Origin of the sequence: Mesorhizobium sp. M0030 (assembly GCF_040323695.1) — a bacterium.
In the GTDB taxonomy this organism is placed as follows: domain Bacteria; phylum Pseudomonadota; class Alphaproteobacteria; order Rhizobiales; family Rhizobiaceae; genus Mesorhizobium.
On record NZ_JAMYVE010000003.1, the window covers coordinates 403,180 to 422,870 of the forward strand.

Below are 19,691 nucleotides of genomic sequence, written 5' to 3' on the forward strand. Positions count from 1 at the left end.
ACTGCTTTTTGCCGGCATCCGAAATCGGGGTTGCCTTCCACCCCGTCAAATCATAAAAGCGATGGTGGATCACTGCAATCCTGGAACCGCTTCTCCCGCAGCTTCCTGCTACAGGTCAGATGAAAGGCGGCTCCTTTCGCTCCAGCGAAAAGGCTTCAGGTGATCGCGACGAATTTCGCAGGTGTGCGCCCGTGGCGGGGGAATCGCCTGCGTGAGGAAAACGGCCGGGTTTGTTCCCGTGCCGGCTCTGTATGAGCAAACAAGCTGGTCCGGTTCGTCCGGGCTTTGGTTCAAAAGGTTCTGCTGGTGACGATGGCTTCAAGCGCAATCATGGAAAGGTCCGCATCAAACCGCGCCATTGTGGCTGCGGGCGGCACCGCCATGGCGCTCAAGCGGCGTCCGGCGGACATTCAGACATCCGGCACCCACATCCCAGACACGCAGCAGCGGGCTTTGCCTCGCAAGCTGCGGCTGACGGCTGCCGGGAGGAAACGAAATAATGCCCAACAAAATGCTGATAGACGCCTCCCACCCGGAGGAAACACGCGTTGTCGTTATCCGCGGTAACCGTATTGAAGAATTCGACTTTGAATCTCAGGACAAGAAGCAGCTCAAAGGAAACATCTATCTCGCCCGCGTAACGCGTGTCGAACCTTCCCTCCAGGCAGCCTTTGTCGAATATGGCGGCAACCGTCACGGTTTCCTCGCCTTCAGTGAAATTCACCCCGACTATTACCAGATCCCGGTCGCCGATCGTCAGGCTTTGCTGCGCGCCGAAGCGCAGGAAGCCGAGGACGAGGAGAACGAGGACAATGACGGCGACGACCGCCAGAGTCGCGATCGCGGCCGGCGCGGCCGCCGGCGCGGCGGCAAGGGTCGTGAGCGCGGCGAACACAAGCGCGACGCCGGCGCCGATGATGAAAACGGCGAACATGGCGATGCCGGCAGCGATGCCGTCTCCGAAGCGCCTGCTTCCGAGCATGCCGCGGCCAATACCGCCGGGCATGACGATCATGCCGGGCATGGCGACAGCGAAGCCTCCGACGCCGAGACATCCGGGACCGAACCGTCGGAAGGCGGCCCGACATCGATCGCGGCAAGCGTCGAAGCGGATGTGATCTCCGAAGCTGTCCCTGCGGCGGAGCCGGGTGACGAAAGGTCGTCCAGCGAGGCAAGTGGCGAAGCCACCTCCGAGGACAATGATCGCGGCATGCTGGAAGAGGTGCAGTCCTCGCATCCGGACGACCACGAGATCGAATCCGTAGGCGCCGAGGATGCGCTGGAAGAGGTGCGCAGCCGCCGCAAGCCGGTGCGCCGCCAGTACAAGATTCAGGAAGTCATCAAGCGCCGGCAGATCCTGCTGGTGCAGGTGGTCAAGGAAGAGCGCGGCAACAAGGGCGCTGCACTCACCACCTATCTGTCGCTTGCCGGCCGCTATTCCGTGCTGATGCCCAACACCGCACGCGGCGGCGGCATTTCGCGCAAGATCACCAGTGCGGTCGACCGCAAGCGCCTCAAGGAGGTCGTTGCCGATCTCGAAGTGCCGCAGGGCATGGGCGTCATCCTGCGCACCGCCGGCGAAAGCCGCACCAAGGCGGAAATCAAGCGCGACTACGAATATCTGATGCGGCTTTGGGAAAACGTCCGCAATCTGACGCTGCAATCCACCGCCCCTGCCCTCGTCTATGAGGAAGGCAGCCTGATCAAGCGCTCGGTGCGCGACCTCTACAACAAGGATATTGACGAGATTCTTGTCTCCGGCGAGGAAGGCTACCGCGAGGCCAAGGATTTCATGCGCATGCTGATGCCGAGCCACGCCAAGGTGGTTCAGCCGTTCCGCGACACGACGCCGATCTTCGTGCGCAACGGGATCGAGGCGCAGCTCGACCGCATGCTGCAGCCGCAGGTGACGCTGAAGAGCGGCGGCTACATCATCATCAACCAGACCGAGGCGCTGGTCGCCATCGACGTCAATTCGGGCCGCTCCACCAAGGAGCACTCGATCGAGGACACCGCTCTCCACACCAACCTTGAAGCGGCGGAAGAAGTCGCCAGGCAATTAAGGCTGCGCGATCTCGCCGGCCTGATCGTCATCGACTTCATCGACATGGAGGAGAACCGCAACAACCGCTCCGTCGAGAAGCGGCTGAAGGATCACCTCAAGAACGACCGAGCCCGCATCCAAGTCGGCCGCATCTCGCATTTCGGCCTGATGGAGATGTCGCGCCAGCGCATCCGCGCCAGCGTGCTGGAATCAACCATGAAGCCGTGCCCTCATTGCGGCGGCACTGGCCATGTGCGCTCCGATTCGTCGGTGGCGCTGATGGTGGTGCGGGCGATCGAGGAATTCCTGCTCAAGGATTCGCGCAGCCACATCACGGTGCGGACCCCGGCGGCGACCGCTCTCTATGTGCTCAACCACAAGCGCGGCACGCTGGTGGAACTCGAAAGCCGCTTTGGCCTGACCATCACCGTCGAGGCCGATGATACGGTCGGTGTGCAGCACTACGCGATCTTCCGCGGCGCCATTGCCGAAAAGCCGGAAGGCTTTGTCGAAGCGCGAACCTTCCCGGCCTATGTCGAGCCGGAAGAGCCCGAGGACGAGATCGTCATCGAGGAGGAAGACGACGAGGTTGTGGTACAGGCCGAGCAGCCGCGCCAGGCGCAGCCGCAATCGCAGCAGCAGCAGCCGAGATCGGCTGAGGACGGCGAAGGCCGCGACCGCAAGCGTCGCAAGCGCCGCAGGCGGCGCGGCGGCAAGGATCGCGAACGCGAACATGGCGATCGCGAGCATGGCGCCGAAGGTGCTTCGGTTTCGGCGGCAAGCGACGACTTTGCCGCTGAACCAGGCGATGACGATGCAACACAGCAAGACGAAGCCCAGGTTGGCGCCGTCGAAACGGTGGAAGCATCAGATGACGCCCAGGGCAAGAAGCGCCGTCGCGGCAAGCGCGGCGGCAAGCGCAATCGTCGCGAAGACGGCACGGAGACCGAAGCCGGCGAAACCGCCTCGGTGGCCGAGGCCGCTGAAGTCGGAACGGCCGCAAGCGAGCCCGTAGCAGCCGTAGCGGTTGAAGAAGCGGCGGCTCCCGCCGCGGCGAACGACGACGCTCCAGCCGAAAAGCCGAAGAAGAAGCGCGCTTCAAGGGCAAAGAAGGCTGTGGTGGAAGTCGCCGATGAGACGGCGGCCGAGGCTGCACCGGAAGCTGCCGTCGAAGCTGCCGCCCCCGCTGCGGCCGATGCCGCCACGGAAACGACCGTCGACGACGAGCCCGCCAAGGCTCGCCCGTCACGGCGCAAAGCCGTGGCCGCGGATACCTCCGCGGTGCCGGTGGTTTCCTCCAGCGTTGCCGACGAGGCAAAGGCCGAGGAAAAGCCGAAGCGCGCCGGCTGGTGGCAGCGGAAGGGCTTTTTCTAAGCTATTCAGCCGATTAAGATAGGTTCCTGACAAAAATCCCGCGCCATTCAAACCACGGCGCGGGATTTTTTCATGCGCGAATGATGGAAGGCGTCAGGGGGCGAAAATCGACCAGTTCATCATCCTGGCCAGTTTTTCCAAGGCGATCGACCCCAACTTGGAATTGCCGTTGGCGTTCAAGCCCGGCGACCATACGGCGAGTGAAGCCACACCCGGCACGATCCCCAATATGCCCCCGCCGACGCCGCTTTTTCCCGGAATGCCGACACGGAAGGCGAAATCGCCGGAGCCGTCATAGTGGCCGCAGGTCAGCATCATGGCGCCGATGCGCCGCGCCCGCTCGGCAGACACCACGGAGTGCCCGGTTGCCGGGTTTCTGCCGCCATTGGCGAGGAAGCGGCCGGCCAGCGCCAATTGCCGGCAGCTCATGGCGATCGCGCAATGGTGGAAGTACACGCCCAGCGACAGCTCGGGTGCATGGTTGAGATTGCCGAAGGATTTCATGTAGTTGGCAAGCGCGAAGTTGCGATAGCCGGTGGCGCGTTCGGATGCCGCGACCTCGCGGTCGATGATGATGGTTTCGTCATCGGCAAGGAACTGGATGAAGCGCAGGATTTCGCCGATCGCCTCGCGCGGCTGGTGGCCGGCAAGCAGTATGTCGGACACGACGATGGCGCCGGCATTGATGAACGGATTGCGCGGAATGCCGTTCTCATGCTCGAGTTGCACGATCGAGTTGAACGGATTGCCCGACGGCTCGCGTCCGACACGCTGCCACAGCGCGTCACCGACATTGCCGAGCGCCAACGTAAGCGTAAACACCTTGGAGATGGACTGGATCGAAAACGCCTGGTCGGCGTCGCCGGCGACCAGCACGCGGCCGTCATTGGTCACGGCGGCAATGCCGAATTTCTTCGGATCGACCTTGCCGAGCTGCGGAATGTAGGTGGCGACGTCACCGCGATCGGTGCGCTCGGCCATCTCGGCGGCGACGTCGGCCAGCGCTTGTTTAAGATCCGGCATGCTCGTCCCCGCTATTTCAGCCAGCGCTCGATGCGCGCCATCGCCTCGACCATGTCGTCATGGCTGCCGGCATAGGAAAAGCGCATCGTGCGGTGTCCTGCCAGCGGATCGAAATCGCGACCGGGCGTCGCCGCCACATGCGCTTCGGCCAGCATTTTGCGCGCAAAGGCCATGCTGTCATTGGTATGCCGGGTGACATCGCAGAAAGCGTAGAAGGCGCCGTCCATCGGCGCCGCCAAGGGAAATCCGAGTTCCGGCAGGCGCCGCATCAACAGCTCGCGGTTCCAGGCATAGCGCGCCTTCACCGCTTCCAGCTCTTGGGTCGCCTTGAAGGCCTCGATCGCGGCGATCTGCGACAGTTCCGGCGGCGAGATGTAGAGGCTCTGGGCGATGCGCTCGATCGGCCTCACCAGAGCTTCCGGCAGCACCATCCAGCCGATGCGCCATCCGGTCATGCAATAATATTTCGAGAAGGAATTGATCACCGTCACGCCTGAGCCATGGGCCAGCGCCGTGGTGTCGGGCGCGGCATAGGCCAGCCGGTGATAAATTTCGTCCGATATCACCGCGATGCCGAGTTCTTCGGCTGTCCTCACCAGTGCCGACAACTCGTCGACGGGAATGACCGCACCTGTCGGATTGGCCGGGCTGGCGAACAACACACCCTTCAGCGGTTTTTCCCGGTGCGCCGATTTCAAATGTTCGGCATGAAGATAGGCGTCGCTGCCGAGCTCGATCTCGACGATCTGGATACCGAGCGCGGCCATGATGTTGCGGTAGGCCGGATAGCCGGGTGCTGCGATGGCGACGCGGTCGCCGGGATCGAACATCGCCAGGAATGCCAGATTGAAGGCGGCCGACGATCCCGTGGTCACGGCGATCCGGTTCGGCGCGACATCGATCCCGTAATGGTCGCCATAATGCGTGGCGATCGCCTTGCGCAGATCCGCCAGACCGAGCGTGTCGGTATAGCCGATGCGTCCGATCCTCAGCGCATTTGCGGCTGCTTCCCTCACGCCCACGGGCGCCGGATCGGATGGCTGGCCGACGGCCATGGAGACGACAGGCACGCCCGTCGCCTTCAGCCGGTTGGCTTCGGCCAGAATGTCCATGGCGTGAAACGGCTCGACTTCACCGCGGCGCGACAGCGAAACTACCATTTGACCTCAATCTTTCCGTCCAGCCCGCCGCTCAAAGCCATCAACCGGCGGCAGCGCCGCACAAATGCCCGATTGATGTGAGGATCACAAGTTCGCCTAGTTTCGGTGCCGTGACTTTTCATCGTTCGCGCGCTCGTTTACCAGTGGACCTCATGCTGAGCCGACCCAAATCAACGATGTCCAAATCTTCCATCGGGAAGACAGCGCGCGGCTTCGCGACGCTTTTGCTTGCCGCCGCCGTCGCTGTCACCGGCTCGGTGACGGCCTTCGCCCAGGCGGTGCCGGTCGTGCGCGATGCCGAGATCGAGGCGCTGGTGCGCGACTATGCGCGGCCGATCTTCAAGGCGGCCGGTCTTGCCAATGACGGTGTCGATATCGTTCTGGTCAACGATCAGAGCTTCAACGCCTTCGTCACCGGGCGCCGGCTGTTCATCAACACCGGCGCGCTGATGCAGGCCGAAACGCCCAATGAGATCATCGGCGTCATCGCCCACGAGGCCGGCCACATCGCCGGCGGCCATCAGCAGAAATTGCGCGACCAGCTCGAGCGCGCCAAGACCATGGCCATCATCGCCACGCTGCTTGGCGCCGGCGCCATCGTTGCCGGCGCCACCACCAACAGCCGCGGCCTTGCCGGCGCCGGCATGGGTGTCGCCGCGGGCGGCGGCGAGATGGCGCAGCGCAGCATTCTTGCCTACCAGCGCACCGAAGAGTCGACCGCCGACCGCTCTGCCATCACCTATCTCAATGCCACCGGCCAGTCCGGCATGGGCATGCTGAAGACCTTCGCCCGCTTCCAGAGCGCGCTGTCGCTTTCCGGCACGCAGGTCGATCCCTACCGCATCAGCCACCCGATGCCGCAGGAGCGCATCGCCAATCTCGAAGTGCTGGTCAAGCAGAGCCCCAATGTCGACAAGGTCGATCCGCCGGCACTGCAGCAGCGGCACGACATGATGCGCATCAAGATCGCCGCCTATATGGGCGGCCAGCCCGCGGCCACGCGGCTGATCCGCAAGGCCCCGGGCAGCCTCGCCTCGCGCTATGGCGAAGCGCAGATGGCCTATCTCTACGGCAATCTGGGTGCGGCGCTGACCAAGGCCAATGCACTGATCAAGGAACAGCCGAAGAACCCCTACTTCCAGGAAATGCGCGGCGACATACTGATGAAGGCCAACAAGCCCAAGGACGCCGCGGACGCCTATGCCAAGGCGGTCAGCCTCGATCCGGTGAGGTCGGGCCTGTTGCCCGTTTCTCTCGGCCAGGCGCTGATGGCCATCGGCACGCCCGATTCGCTGAAGAAGGCGGTGGTGCAGATCAACAACGGCCTCGGGCGCGACAAGGAAAACACGGTCGGATACCGCTATCTCGCCCAGGCCTATGGCGAGCTTGGCAACATTCCGGCGGCGGAACTCGCCACCGCCGAGGGCCATTTCTATTCCGGCGATTACACGAATGCGAAAATTTTCGCCATGCGCGCGCAAAAGGACTTGAAGCGTGGCGAACCCGGCTGGATTCGGGCGCAGGACATCATAAACTACAACCCTTCAGGCAAACTCAAGAAATGAACCGGTCGCCGGCGGCGACTAGGATAGACCGGAACCGGTAAAGAGGATCAGACGATGAACAAGGCAATATTGCTCGGCACGACGGGAGTGGCGGCTGCTCTTGCCATGCTGGCTTTCGGGTTCGTCGCCGGCAGTCCGCAGGTGGCCAAGGCCGGCACGGCGCAGGCCGTGCAGACCGCCTCGGCCGACACCAAGATCGATCGCACCGAGGTCGAGGGCATTATCCGCGACTATCTCCTGAAGAACCCCGAAGTGCTGCTCGAAGTGCAGGAGGCGCTCGAGGCCAAGCAGAAGGAAGAGCAGCGCATCGCCAGCCTCGGAGTCATCGAGAAGGCCAAGTCCGAGATTTTCAACTCGACCTTCGACGGTGTCGTCGGCAACCCGAAGGGCAAGGTCACCATCGTCGAATTTTACGATTACAATTGCGGCTTCTGCAAACGCGCCATCGACGACATGCAGGCTCTGACAAAGGCCGATCCGGAGCTGCGCTTCGTGCTCAAGGAATTCCCGATCCTCGGGCCGGATTCGCAAAAGGCCAGCGTCGTCTCGATGGCTTTCCACCTGATGCATCCGGAGAAATACGGCGAGTTCCACAACGCCCTGCTCGGCGGCCAGGGCCGCGCCACCGAGGCGGCGGCCATCAAGGTTGCGCTGTCGCTAGGCGCCGATGAGGCGAAATTGCGCGAGAAGATGAAGGACCCGACCATCACCGAGGCCTTCTCCAAGACCTTCGACCTCGCCAACAAGCTGGCCATCACCGGAACGCCGTCCTATGTCGTCGGCAATGAGGTGGTGTTCGGGGCGCTCGGCCAGGAAGTGCTGGCTGAAAAGATCGAGGCGGCGAAAGCCGCGCTCTGATCTTGCACGCGAGCCTATTTCTCACGGGCACATTTCCGCCTGTTGTGGACAGTGAAAGATCGCACTTGTGCTCTTTCCGCGGGCAGCTATGCCCATTATAGAAGGCCCTGCGCGCCGGCTTGAGGCCGGCGTCGGAAAAGGTCGGCATTTTTGAAAACGATTTTCGTCCTGAACGGCCCCAACCTGAACGCGCTCGGCAAGCGCGAGCCGGGCATCTATGGCGGCAAGACGCTTGCCGCGATCGCCGACGACTGCAAGCAGGCGGGCGCCGCGCTTGGCCTCGAGATTGATTTTCGCCAGTCGAACCATGAGGGCGACCTCGTCGACTGGATCCAGGAAGCCGGCGACAAGGCAGCCGGCATCGTCATCAATCCGGGTGCCTACAGCCACACCTCGATTGCCATTCACGACGCCATCCGCGCTGTCGCGCCGCTGCCCGTCGCCGAAGTTCACCTCTCCAACATCCACGCGCGGGAACCATTCCGCCACGTCTCCATGGTCGCGCCGGTCGCTGTCGGCATGATCTGCGGGTTCGGGCCGCTTGGCTACTCGCTGGCGCTGCAGGCGCTGGCGGCACGCCTATGACCGGCCCACAAACAGAAGGCTCGAAAATGTCGATAAAGAAGACCGGTGTTGACCAGCAACTGATCCGCGATCTCGCGGGCATACTGAACGACACCAATCTCACCGAGATCGAAGTCGAGCTCGGCGACCTGAAGGTGCGCGTATCGCGCCAGGCGCCGGCCGTCCACGCCATCGCCGCACCGCAGGCCGGTTATGCTCCGGCAGCGCAGCAGCCCGCGGCGGGCGCGGCTGCCGCACCAGCAGTGGCCGATCCGTCCAAGAACGCGGTCCCCTCGCCGATGGTCGGCACCGCTTATCTCGCGCCCTCGCCCGACGCTAAGGCCTTCATCGAAGTCGGCCAGAAGGTCAAGGAAGGCCAGACGCTGCTGATCATCGAAGCGATGAAGACGATGAACCAGATCCCTTCGCCGCGCGCCGGCACGGTGACGGCGATCCTGTTCGAGGACGGCCAGCCGGTCGAGTACGGCATGCCGCTCGTCGTGATCGAGTAGAGCGGGCCGGATGTTCCAGAAGATCCTCATCGCCAACCGCGGCGAAATCGCGCTTCGGGTGCTGCGCGCCTGCAAGGAACTCGGCATCCAGACCGTGGTCGTGCATTCGACCGCCGACGCTGACGCCATGCATGTCAGGCTCGCCGACGAAAGCGTGTGCATCGGTCCGCCGCCGTCGCGCGACAGCTACCTCAACATCCACCAGATCGTCGCCGCCTGCGAGATCACCGGCGCCGACGCCGTGCACCCGGGCTACGGTTTCCTGTCGGAGAACGCCAAGTTCGCCGATATCCTCGCCGCCCACAACATCACCTTCATCGGTCCGTCGGGCGACCATATCCGCATCATGGGCGACAAGATCGAGGCCAAGCGCACGGCAAAGCGGCTCGGCATTCCGGTTGTGCCGGGCTCCGACGGCGCAGTCACCGACCAGAAGGAAGCCAGGCGCATTGCCGCCGAGATCGGCTATCCCGTGATCATCAAGGCTTCGGCAGGCGGTGGCGGGCGCGGTATGAAGGTCGCCCTTACCGAAGCCGATCTCGAGATCGCCTTGCAGACAGCCAGCACGGAGGCCGGCGCGGCCTTCGGCGACGATGCCGTCTACATCGAGAAATACTTGGAAAAGCCGCGCCACATCGAGGTCCAGGTATTCGGCGACGGCGCCGGCCGCGGCGTGCATTTCGGCGAGCGCGACTGTTCGCTGCAACGCCGCCACCAGAAAGTCTGGGAAGAGGCGCCCTCGCCGGCCCTCAACGCCGAGGAGCGCGCCCGCATCGGCAATATCTGTGCCAAGGCCATCGCCGACCTCGGCTACTCCGGCGCAGGCACCATCGAATTCCTGTACGAGAATGGCGAGTTCTACTTCATCGAGATGAACACGCGGCTGCAGGTCGAGCATCCGGTGACGGAGGCGATCACCGGCATCGATCTGGTCCACGAACAGATCCGCGTTGCCTCCGGCGGCGGGCTTTCGGTGCGCCAGGAGGACATCAAGTTCAACGGCCACGCCATAGAATGCCGCATCAATGCCGAGGACCCGCGCACCTTCACGCCTTCGCCCGGCACGATTACGCATTTCCACACGCCTGGCGGTCTCGGCATCCGCGTCGATTCCGGTGTCTATTCCGGCTACAAGATCCCGCCCTATTATGACAGCCTGATCGGCAAGCTGATCGTGCACGGCCGCAACCGCGTCGAATGCATGATGCGGCTGCGCCGGGCGCTCGACGAGTTCGTCGTCGATGGCATCAAGACGACACTGCCGCTGTTTCGCGACCTGGTCGGCAATGCCGATATCGCCAATGGCGACTACGACATCCACTGGCTGGAAAAGTATCTGGCCAAAGAGGAATAGCGCCCGAATTGCCGCTATGATGCCGCGATGACCCGCCCTTACGCTCCCGGCTATCGCATTCCGACCGACCTGTTGCTCAAGGCCTATGCCTCGGGCGTCTTCCCGATGGCCGAGAGCGCTTCCGACCCGGAAGTGTTCTGGGTGCGGCCGGAGACGCGCGGCATCATTCCGCTCGATGGCTTCCACACGCCGAAGAGCTTGAAGAAGACGATCCGCAAGCACCCGTTCGACATCCGCTTCGATTTCGATTTCGAGGCGACGATCGACGGCTGCGCCGAAAAGCGCGAGGAGCGCCGCTCGACCTGGATCAACGCGCCGATCCGCGAAGCCTATATCGAACTGCACCGTCTTGGGCACTGCCATTCGGTCGAGGCATGGCGCGAGGAACGGCTGGTCGGCGGCCTCTATGGCGTGTCGCTCGGTCGCGTGTTCTTCGGCGAAAGCATGTTCGCCCGGGAAACCGACGCGTCCAAGACCTGCCTGTATCATCTGGTCGAGCGGCTGAAGGCGCGCGGCTTTGCCCTGCTCGACACGCAATTCACCACTGAGCATCTCAAACGCTTCGGCGCGGTCGACGTGCCGCGCGTCAAATACGAGAAGATGTTGGCCGAGGCGCTGAAGGGCGAAGCCGTTTTTTATCCCTGACCGGAGACCGAGCGGCCGAGCCGGCTCGACCGGTGAAAAGGGGTCAGCCCTTCGCGGTTTCCATCGGCGTCTGCGAATGGAACATCATCTTCCAGCCGTTGACACGGTGGACATAGCCGGTGCTGACCTGCGCCGCGTAGGGCTCGCCGTTTTCCCGTGTCGCATGAGCCTCATAGGTCAGCATGATAATGTCGCTGCCGGGCTCGATGATACCCTTGAGGTCGATCTGAAGGTCGCGCCAGCGGTTGGGCTTGGTCGCGGTCTTGGCCAGATCGGCATTGTCCATTGCCTGTGCCATCTCAGGAAACGCCACCAGGCATTCTGTGTCGACATTGGCGGCGTAATAAGCTTCGTCGCCCGTCCAGAACCCCTTTTCGAGTTCGAGCAGGTCGTCTTTGCTGGCCGTGATCCGTTTGCTGTCCGACATCAGAATATCCTCCAAGCGCATAAATGCGTCATCGTCCATGGCCCAACGCATAGTTGCCACCACGGTTCCGGAGGATCAGTTGGTGTTGGTCGCGTCAGGTTCCGTAGGGTCCGGCTGTTCGGCGGCCGGAGCAGCGGCGGGCTTTGGCTTGGACGTGTCGACCTTGGGCGTCTCGGCATTGGCCGCGTCGGGCGGCGGCACATCCGACTTCTGCTTGCAGCCCTTTAGCCAGACGTCATAGACGGCGTGCTCGACGGCGTTTAGGCCGGGGCTCTCGGCGAACATCCAGCCGGTGAAGATGCGGCGGATCTTGCGGTCGAGCGTGATTTCGTCGACTTCGACGAAGGAATCGGTCTTCGGCTCTTCATTCTCCGGCCGCGAATAGCAGATGCGCGGCGTCACCTGCAAAGCGCCGAACTGCACGGTTTCGTCGATGTAGACATCGAAGGTGATGATACGGCCGGTGATCTTGTCGATGCCGGCAAATTCGGCGACCGGATTGGTGATGCGATCGGAGATTGCGGGTGCTGCCGCAGGCGCCTGCGCCGCGGCAAACGCTGTCGGGAACATGGCGACAGCGCCAATTGCCGCCAGTCCGGCCATCGATGTCAGGCTGAAAATGTTCATGCGGAGATACCGGTGGTTTGGGCCCGGGTGATTCTGTCACGCCCAAGGCTATTCGCCGTTGTCATATCAGCAAGCAGCTAAACGCCAATTGTGGCGACAAAGGACCGGCCGGCGGTCAAGAACCAGGCGTCCACGCATCGTAGTCGCCCGTCACCTGCGGACGGTGCTGATTGGTGAGCACGGAACCCTTTGGGCGATAAGCCGCCGGTGTTCCCGTGAGGTTCGGCTCATGCGCCTTTTCCCATTCGCGCGGCCGATAGTCGTCGCTTGGCGGCGCCACATCGACGCGGTGATGCATCCAGCCGTGCCAGCCCGGAGGGATCGCCGACGCCTCCGAATAATTGGCGTAGATGATCCAGCGGCGGGTGCGGCCTTCCGAATCGACGCCGCCTTCGTAGTAGACATTGCCGGCCCCATCCTGGCCGACCTTGTTGCCGTGGCGCCAGGTGTGAAAACGGGTTCCCAGCGTCTGGCGGTTCCACCAGGTGAAAAACTGCAGAAGGAAAGTTTTCATTCAGATCCTCGCGGGCGCGCGGCGGTGGCTGTTCCCTGCTTATGGCGTCAGGCCTTGGCGAAGGCAAGGGTTTTGCGGCGCCTGCGGCACTGACGGCATGCCGAAACGCTCGGTCATTGGCCGATCCATTTCGCACCTGCGAACCGACGCTTGCCAAGCCGGCTGCGTCTTCCTAAAGCTCTCATCGCCCGGCGCTGCCGCATGACCCCGAAAATCGAAATCGATTTTCGGAAAGGATCATGCGCAAACCCAAGTGCTACAGCGTCCTTTGCGCGTCCACGGGGCGCGGCGCTGTAGTCAACGCCGGCTGCGGGAGGTGAGGAATGGCCTTAGCTGTCGCCAGGATCAGTGCGGAGACAATACGCGCCCGCAAGGGCGGCGTGCCGATCGTATGCCTTACCGCTTACACCTATCCCGTCGCCCGCCTGCTCGACGATCATGTCGACCTTCTCCTGGTCGGCGACAGCGTTGCCATGGTGCTGCATGGCCACAAGACCACGCTCGGCGCCTCGCTGGAGATGATGATCGCCCATGGCCAGGCCGTGATGCGCGGTTCATCAAAGGCCTGCGTGGTGGTCGATATGCCGGCCGGCAGCTACGAGACTTCGGCCGCGCAAGCCCTTGCCTCGGCGCGCCGCATCTCTGAGGAAACCGGCTGCCAGGCGGTGAAGCTGGAAGGCGGCGTCGACGTCGCCCTCCAGATCGCGGCAATCGTCGCGGCCGGCATTCCAGTGATGGGCCATATCGGCTTGCAGCCGCAATCGGTGGAAAAGGACGGTGGCTACAAGATCAAGGGCCGCACGCCGGAGAATGTGGCCGCGCTCATGCGCGACGCCGACGCGGTCGCAAAGGCCGGCGCGTTTTCGCTGGTTATCGAGGGCACGGTCGAGACTGTTGCCGCCGACCTCACCCGGCGCATTGCCATTCCAACCATCGGCATCGGCGCCAGCCGCGATTGCGACGGCCAGATCCTGGTCATCGACGACATGGTCGGCCTGACGGTCGACCGGGTGCCGAAATTCGTCAAGGAATACGCCGATTTGCGCAGCGTGGTCGCCGATGCCGCAGCGCGCTACGCAGCGGAGGTGCGCAGCCGCACCTTCCCTGGGCCGGGCCACGTCTTTTCAGCCGCGAGCGACAAGGACAAGGCATGAACCGGCCCCCCATCCGCCAGCCGCTCGTCGTCGACACCGTGCCCGGCCTTCGCGCGCAGATCCGCGAATGGCGGCGCGAAGGCCTGAGCGTCGCCATGGTGCCGACCATGGGCGCTTTGCATGACGGCCATATCTCGCTGGTCGGGGCCGCGCTCGCAACGGCCGATCGCTGCGTCGTCTCGATCTTCGTCAACCCGGCCCAGTTCGCCCCCACTGAAGATCTCGACAAGTATCCGCGTCAGCTGGCCCGCGATCTCGACCGGCTGACCGAGGCCGGCGCACAGCTTGCCTTCACGCCTACGGTTTCCGAGATGTATCCGGCAGGCTTTGCGACGAAGATTTCGGTCGGCGGCCCGTCTTCTGGCCTGGAATCGGATTTCAGGCCGACCTTCTTCGAGGGCGTCGCCACGGTCGTGGCCAAGCTCTTTCTGCAAGCCCTGCCCGACTACGCCATCTTCGGCGAAAAAGACTACCAGCAGCTTTGCGTCGTCCGAAAGCTCTGCCGCGATCTTGACCTTCCGGTGGAAATCGTCGGCGCGCCAACCGTGCGCGATGCGCACGGCCTGGCAATGTCGTCGCGCAACGCCTATCTCGACGCCGCCGAACTCGACGTCGCGCGACAGCTCAATGTCATCTTGCGCCAGACGGCGGCAGCGCTCGCGGCCGGTGCCGATGAAAACGGCGTTACCGGTAAAGCCACTGCCGCGCTTCTCGAGGCAGGCTTCGACAGCGTCGACTATGTCGCCGCGCGCGAGGGCCTGACGCTCACCTCGTGGCGGCGTGACGGCGATGGCCGCCTGCTTGCCGCGGCGTGGCTTGGCAGAACCAGGTTGATCGACAATGTGGAAGTTTCCTCATTTATTCCCTGAGAAATTCCAATTCCGTTCACTTTGATTTGTATCGCAGACCGGCCCGAGCGCTCTTAGACAACGGCTCATCAGGCATGTTCTGGCCAGCCCGTAAGCGCTCACAATACACCGAACGCCGCTGTGAGACGTTTCACAGACGTAACCAGCCCGGCTATGTTGTGTGCGACCCCAGGCGGAGACAGTGTGTGACCTGCCACTACGCTGCAATGCTTACGAGGCTCTACGTGTCTATCCAGGCCAACATATTCGGTCGCGCCCTGCCGCAGATCGTCGAAGCGATCTATGATTCGATTGTCGATGTCGGCCGTTGGCCATCGACGCTTGAATCAATCTGCAAATTGGCGTTCGGCCGGCTTGCCATGCTGGCGGTCGTCGATACGGCGAGCAACTCGGCCCGGTTTTCGACTTCCTGCGGCGATCCGGTCCTGCTTGAACCGCTGCAGCGCGATTACGCCTGCGAGGTGCCCTTTTTCAAGGCGGTGCCGAAGATGGAAGTCGACATACCGTTGACCGTCGACAGCGTCTACGCCCTGCAAGGCCCTGACGCCCGCCAGAACTGGCTCGAAAGCCGCATCGTGCGCGAGTGGGTGGAACCCAACCGTCTCGACGATTTCTTCTGGGTGGCGCTGATGAAGCAGCCGGCGCGCACCGGCACGCTGATGGTGGTTACCGACAAGGACAGGCCCCAGATTTCAGCCAGGGATATCGACCTGATGTCCAGGCTCGCCCCCCATGTCCGGCGTGCGGTGACCATCGGCGACCTGTTCGAGGCCGAGCGGCGCAAGGCCGACGTCTTTCGCTCCATCCTCGAGAGCCTCGACCATCCGGTGCTGATCGTCGCCGACGATATGCAGATCATTTTCGCCAATCGGGCAGCCGAAGCCCTGCTCACCGAAACCGCCTCAGTGTCCTCGGTGCGCGGCCAGCTGTCCTTCGCTTATGCCAACGCCAACACCGCCATCGGCCGCGCCGTCCAGCTCGGCACGCGCGACGAATTCGCGCTCGGACCGTCCGGCATCAACATTCCGCTGGTGAAGGCCATGTCTCCGGCGGTGGCGCATGTCATGCCTCTGGCGCGACGCGACATTTCGGCCCGCATGTCGCCGCGCGCCGCCGCGGCCATCTTCATTGCCGCCGCCGGCGCCGCATCAGTGCCGGCGCTGGAAGCGATCGCTGCGCTGTTCGGACTGACCGCAGCGGAAAAGCGTGTCGCCGGCCATGTCGCCGCCGGGCTGACACGGCGTGAAATCGCGGCTGCCAGCGGCGTCTCGGACGGCACCGTCAAATCACAGCTGGCAACCATCTTCGACAAGACCGCCACCGGCGACCAGCGAGAGCTGGAACTCCTGATGCGCGAATTGACGCCGCCGCTGCGCTCGGCCTGAAGCCATACTCGGAGCCAATCATCAAATTTTTCAACTATTTGCCGGTACGCAGGCGTAATCCACAATACCAAGCCGGCATCGTTGCAATTCGGCCAAAATCATGGTGCGGTTCTGCTCCGGTCCGGAGACGGTGCATCGTGCACGACCGGACGTGGAAAACCATTTCCTGGGCGGTCCCCGAACTTGATACCGACACGAATTGAACGGCTGCTGCCTTACCTCTTCCTGCTGGCCCTGCTTTGCATCGCGCTCGCTTTCCGTCCGCTACTGCCGGTCGACGAGACGCGTTATCTCAGCGTCGCCTGGGAGATGTATCTCGGTGGACATGTCTTCGTACCGACGATGAACTTTGCGCCCTATCTGCAGAAGCCGCCGCTGTTGTTCTGGCTCATCGATCTCGTCTGGAACATCTTCGGTGTGAGCCGCGCGGCGGCGATGCTCGTCATCTTCGCTGCCTCGTCGCTGGTCATCTGGCTGACGACACTTCTGGCCAAAACCCTGTTTCCCGAGCGCCCGGAAATCGCCAGTCGCATCCCCTGGCTGGTGGCCGGCAGCACCGTCTTTGTCATCTATTCGACCCTGATCCTGTTCGACATGCTTTTGACGGCCTGTGTGGTCGCCGCACTGCTGGCGTTGCTGGGCTTCGCCAGGACCGGCAACCGCTGGCAGGCGGTGCAGGCGGGTCTCTTCATCGGGCTCGGCGTGCTGGCCAAAGGCCCGGTCGTGCTCATTCACATCGGCGCGCCCGTCCTGCTCTATCCCCTCTGGCGTGACCGGCGAGCCGGCCTTGCCCCTTTGCAGTTCTTTGCCGGAGCCGGCCTGGCAATTCTCGCCGCCCTTGTCCCGGTCGCTATATGGCTGGCGCCCGCGACCATCCTGACCAAGGGCAGTTTCGTCTACGATCTCGTCTGGAACCAGTCGGCAGGTCGGGTTACCGGAAGCCTGCACAATTCGCATGGCCGGCCGTTTTACTTTTACCTGATGCTGTTGCCGCTCATGTTCGTGCCCTGGGCCTTTATCCCCCCGGTGTGGCGGCTGAGGCCGGTTGCCCGGATACGCAGCCTGATCGACACCAAATCCCCGGATCTGCGTGCCCTGCGCCTGCTGTCGTTCTCGTTCATTGCGGTGCTGCTGGTCTTCAGCGCCATATCCGGCAAGCAGCCGCACTATGTCGTGCCGGCACTACCGTTCGCGACCATTCTGCTGGGCTATTTCATGGCCGAGATTTCAGTCGCCAGGCTGAGGGCGACGGCCTTTGTCATGCTTGCCCTTTTCGCCATCGGCCACGCCGCCGCCTCGGCGACCGTGTTCAAACGCTACGATCTCACGCAGCTGGCGAGCTTCATCGACGAACGAAAGGACGCCGACTGGGCCGTCGCTTACGACTATCAGGGCGAGGTCGGTTTCCTTGGGCGAATAGAGAAGCCATTCGAGAACGCCGACAAGCCTGAGGAATGGCTCAAGTCTCACCCCGGCGGCTACGTCATCGAAAAGCAATCGAAAGATCCGGGCACATCCGAACAGATCGCCTTCCGGCAGCCGGTGGAACGCGGCTATCTGGTCGTGCTGAAAGGACAGCACTGAGCGTTTCGTCGGGCGCCTATCCCAGCGGTTTCTCGAAGATCAGCGCCGGCAACCCCGAACCGCCGCCGCAATCGGCGGTGCTGCCGACCGGCAAAAATCCCTTCGAACGGTAGAAGGCGATGGCCGGCACGTTGGCCTCTTCCACCTCGACGCGCAACCTGTTCGTCTCGGGAAAGCTGGCTTCGACCTCGTCCAGCAAGGCCTGGCCGATGCCTTGCCGCTGGCAGGCCGGCAGTACATAGAGCTGGTTCAGCAGCACGATCTTCGCATCCGTCGTTGCGGCGGCAAAAGCCATGCCGCCGATACGCTTGCCGTCATCGGCGACCAGGAATTCCGAGTTCGGCCTTGTCAGCCGCGCCTTGAGCGAGGCGATCGAATGCCAGTCGTCGGTAATTTCGATCACCCGCTGGGCGCCATAGATCGCGTCGTAGGTTGCGTGCCAGGTTTCGACCAGCAGCGCGCGGACAGCGGCAAGGTCACGTTCGCTGGCGGTGCGGACGAACATTGTTCTATTCGATACCGAGCTTGGCCTTGACCAGATCGTTGACCGCCTGCGGGTTGGCCTTGCCGCCGGTGGCTTTCATCACCTGGCCGACGAACCAGCCGGCCATGGTCGGCTTGGCGCGAGCCTGCTCGACCTTGTCGGGGTTGGCGGCGATCACCTCGTCGACCGCTTTCTCGATGGCGCCGGTGTCGGTGACCTGCTTCATGCCGCGGCTTTCGACCAACTGGCGCGGATCGCCGCCCTCGTTCCAGACGATCTCGAACAGATCCTTGGCGATCTTGCCGGAGATGGTGCCTTCCTTGATCAGGTCGATCACGGCACCGAGCTGCTCCGGTGTTACAGGAGCATTTTCAATGCCCTTGCCGGCCTTGTTAAGCTGGCCGAGCAGGTCATTGATGACCCAGTTGGCGGCAAGCTTGCCGTCGCGGCCCGAGGCCACCTGCTCGAAATAGTCGGCGATCGGCTTTTCCGACACCAGGATCGAGGCGTCGTATGTCGACAGGCCAAGTGAGGAGATCAGGCGCGCCTTCTTGTCGTCGGGCAGTTCCGGCAACTCCTTGGCCAGCGCGTCGACATAGGCCTGGTCGAACTCCAGCGGCAAAAGGTCGGGATCGGGGAAGTAGCGGTAGTCATGCGCCTCTTCCTTGCTGCGCATCGAGCGCGTCTCGCCTTTGACGGCGTCGAACAGCCTGGTTTCCTGGTCGATCTTGCCGCCATCCTCGAGGATGGCGATCTGGCGGCGCGCCTCGAACTCGATGGCCTGGCCGATGAAGCGGATCGAGTTGACGTTCTTGATCTCACAGCGCGTACCGAATTCGCCGCCGGGCTTGCGAACGGAGACGTTGACGTCGGCGCGCATCGAACCTTCGTCCATGTTGCCGTCGCAAGTGCCGAGATAGCGCACGATGGTGCGCAGCTTGGTGACATACGCCTTGGCCTCGTCGGCGGAGCGCATGTCGGGCTTGGAGACAATCTCCATCAGCGCCACGCCGGAGCGGTTGAGATCGACATAGGACATGGTGGGATGCTGATCGTGCATCGACTTGCCGGCGTCCTGCTCCAGGTGCAGGCGCTCGATGCCGATCTCGATATCCTCGAACTCGCCCTGCCGGTCGGGACCGACCGAAATGACGATCGTGCCTTCGCCAACGATCGGCTGCTTGAACTGCGATATCTGGTAGCCCTGCGGCAGGTCGGGATAGAAATAGTTTTTCCGGTCGAAAACCGACTTGTGGTTGATCTGCGCCTTCAATCCGAGGCCGGTGCGGATCGCCTGCTTGACGCATTCCTCATTGATGACCGGCAGCATGCCGGGCATGGCCGCGTCGACCAGGCTGACATTGGCGTTGGGCGCCGCGCCGAAAGTCGTCGACGCCCCGGAAAACAGCTTTGCTTCCGAGGTTACCTGCGCATGGACCTCGAGGCCGATGATGATCTCCCAATCGCCGGTAGCGCCGGGAATAAAACGTTTGGCATCGGGCGTGCGGGTATCGATAAGGGTCATGGTGGCCTGCGCTTTTGGCTCGC

18 protein-coding genes are annotated in these 19,691 nt (G+C 63.0%); 11 read left to right on the plus strand and 7 right to left on the minus strand.

Annotation, left to right across the window (positions count from 1 at the left end; all coding sequences use genetic code 11):
• Positions 1–499 precede the first annotated feature (499 nt).
• Positions 500–3,418, plus strand: coding sequence for a ribonuclease E/G (locus NKJ80_RS09570; RefSeq protein WP_023691224.1), 2,919 nt, complete (start codon positions 500–502; stop codon positions 3,416–3,418).
• Positions 3,419–3,511: 93 nt separating this feature from the next.
• On the opposite strand, the gene NKJ80_RS09575 is transcribed toward NKJ80_RS09570, so the two are convergent.
• Positions 3,512–4,441, minus strand: coding sequence for a glutaminase (locus NKJ80_RS09575; RefSeq protein ID WP_023748769.1), 930 nt, complete (start codon positions 4,439–4,441; stop codon positions 3,512–3,514).
• Between the two features lie 11 nt (positions 4,442–4,452).
• Entirely contained in the window at positions 4,453–5,601 is a 1,149-nt protein-coding gene (locus NKJ80_RS09580; RefSeq protein ID WP_023688384.1) for a pyridoxal phosphate-dependent aminotransferase, read from the minus strand.
• Positions 5,602–5,753: 152 nt separating this feature from the next.
• On the opposite strand from NKJ80_RS09580, the gene NKJ80_RS09585 reads away from it, so the two are divergent.
• The 6 genes from NKJ80_RS09585 (at position 5,754) to aat (ending at position 11,099) form a co-directional block, all read left to right on the plus strand.
• On the plus strand, positions 5,754–7,166 hold the full coding sequence (locus NKJ80_RS09585) for a M48 family metalloprotease (RefSeq protein WP_023748767.1): 1,413 nt from the start codon (positions 5,754–5,756) through the stop codon (positions 7,164–7,166).
• A gap of 54 nt (positions 7,167–7,220) precedes the next feature.
• Entirely contained in the window at positions 7,221–8,024 is an 804-nt protein-coding gene (locus tag NKJ80_RS09590) for a DsbA family protein (RefSeq protein ID WP_023748766.1), read from the plus strand.
• A 150-nt stretch (positions 8,025–8,174) separates the two neighbouring features.
• The gene (aroQ, locus tag NKJ80_RS09595) at positions 8,175–8,609 is read left to right on the plus strand and encodes a type II 3-dehydroquinate dehydratase (RefSeq protein WP_023667485.1); all 435 of its coding nucleotides are present in this window, start codon (positions 8,175–8,177) and stop codon (positions 8,607–8,609) included.
• A gap of 26 nt (positions 8,610–8,635) precedes the next feature.
• Positions 8,636–9,100, plus strand: a complete 465-nt coding sequence (gene accB / locus NKJ80_RS09600) for an acetyl-CoA carboxylase biotin carboxyl carrier protein (protein WP_023681496.1) — start codon at positions 8,636–8,638, stop codon at positions 9,098–9,100.
• Between the two features lie 10 nt (positions 9,101–9,110).
• Positions 9,111–10,454, plus strand: coding sequence for an acetyl-CoA carboxylase biotin carboxylase subunit (gene accC, locus NKJ80_RS09605; protein WP_023681497.1), 1,344 nt, complete (start codon positions 9,111–9,113; stop codon positions 10,452–10,454).
• Between the two features lie 27 nt (positions 10,455–10,481).
• The gene (gene aat / locus NKJ80_RS09610; protein ID WP_023667488.1) at positions 10,482–11,099 is read left to right on the plus strand and encodes a leucyl/phenylalanyl-tRNA--protein transferase; all 618 of its coding nucleotides are present in this window, start codon (positions 10,482–10,484) and stop codon (positions 11,097–11,099) included.
• 43 nt (positions 11,100–11,142) lie between these two features.
• On the opposite strand, the gene NKJ80_RS09615 is transcribed toward aat, so the two are convergent.
• The 3 genes from NKJ80_RS09615 to NKJ80_RS09625 all read right to left on the minus strand — a co-directional run bounded on the left by NKJ80_RS09615 (position 11,143) and on the right by NKJ80_RS09625 (position 12,667).
• A complete protein-coding gene (locus NKJ80_RS09615) occupies positions 11,143–11,526 on the minus strand; it encodes a hypothetical protein (protein ID WP_352497481.1) in 384 nt (127 codons plus the stop codon).
• A gap of 75 nt (positions 11,527–11,601) precedes the next feature.
• On the minus strand, positions 11,602–12,153 hold the full coding sequence (locus tag NKJ80_RS09620; protein WP_023681499.1) for a DUF2155 domain-containing protein: 552 nt from the start codon (positions 12,151–12,153) through the stop codon (positions 11,602–11,604).
• 115 nt (positions 12,154–12,268) lie between these two features.
• Positions 12,269–12,667, minus strand: a complete 399-nt coding sequence (locus NKJ80_RS09625; protein WP_023710575.1) for an NADH:ubiquinone oxidoreductase subunit NDUFA12 — start codon at positions 12,665–12,667, stop codon at positions 12,269–12,271.
• A gap of 323 nt (positions 12,668–12,990) precedes the next feature.
• On the opposite strand from NKJ80_RS09625, the gene panB reads away from it, so the two are divergent.
• From panB to NKJ80_RS09645, 4 genes are all read left to right on the plus strand, one after another.
• Positions 12,991–13,821: a 3-methyl-2-oxobutanoate hydroxymethyltransferase gene (gene panB, locus NKJ80_RS09630; protein ID WP_023715792.1), complete on the plus strand. Its 831-nt coding sequence runs from the start codon at positions 12,991–12,993 to the stop codon at positions 13,819–13,821.
• 11 nt (positions 13,822–13,832) lie between these two features.
• Positions 13,833–14,690, plus strand: coding sequence for a pantoate--beta-alanine ligase (gene panC / locus NKJ80_RS09635; RefSeq protein ID WP_023715793.1), 858 nt, complete (start codon positions 13,833–13,835; stop codon positions 14,688–14,690).
• Positions 14,691–14,914: 224 nt separating this feature from the next.
• Complete coding sequence (locus NKJ80_RS09640; RefSeq protein WP_023715794.1) at positions 14,915–16,075, plus strand: helix-turn-helix transcriptional regulator; 1,161 nt, start codon at positions 14,915–14,917, stop codon at positions 16,073–16,075.
• A gap of 183 nt (positions 16,076–16,258) precedes the next feature.
• Positions 16,259–17,659 carry an ArnT family glycosyltransferase gene (locus NKJ80_RS09645; RefSeq protein WP_352497482.1) on the plus strand — a complete coding sequence of 467 codons (1,401 nt, stop codon included), beginning with the start codon at positions 16,259–16,261 and terminating at the stop codon, positions 17,657–17,659.
• 16 nt (positions 17,660–17,675) lie between these two features.
• On the opposite strand, the gene NKJ80_RS09650 is transcribed toward NKJ80_RS09645, so the two are convergent.
• Both NKJ80_RS09650 and gatB read right to left on the minus strand, forming a co-directional pair.
• Complete coding sequence (locus tag NKJ80_RS09650; protein WP_023738941.1) at positions 17,676–18,164, minus strand: GNAT family N-acetyltransferase; 489 nt, start codon at positions 18,162–18,164, stop codon at positions 17,676–17,678.
• 4 nt (positions 18,165–18,168) lie between these two features.
• Positions 18,169–19,668, minus strand: a complete 1,500-nt coding sequence (gene gatB / locus NKJ80_RS09655) for an Asp-tRNA(Asn)/Glu-tRNA(Gln) amidotransferase subunit GatB (RefSeq protein WP_023688375.1) — start codon at positions 19,666–19,668, stop codon at positions 18,169–18,171.
• Positions 19,669–19,691 lie beyond the last annotated feature (23 nt).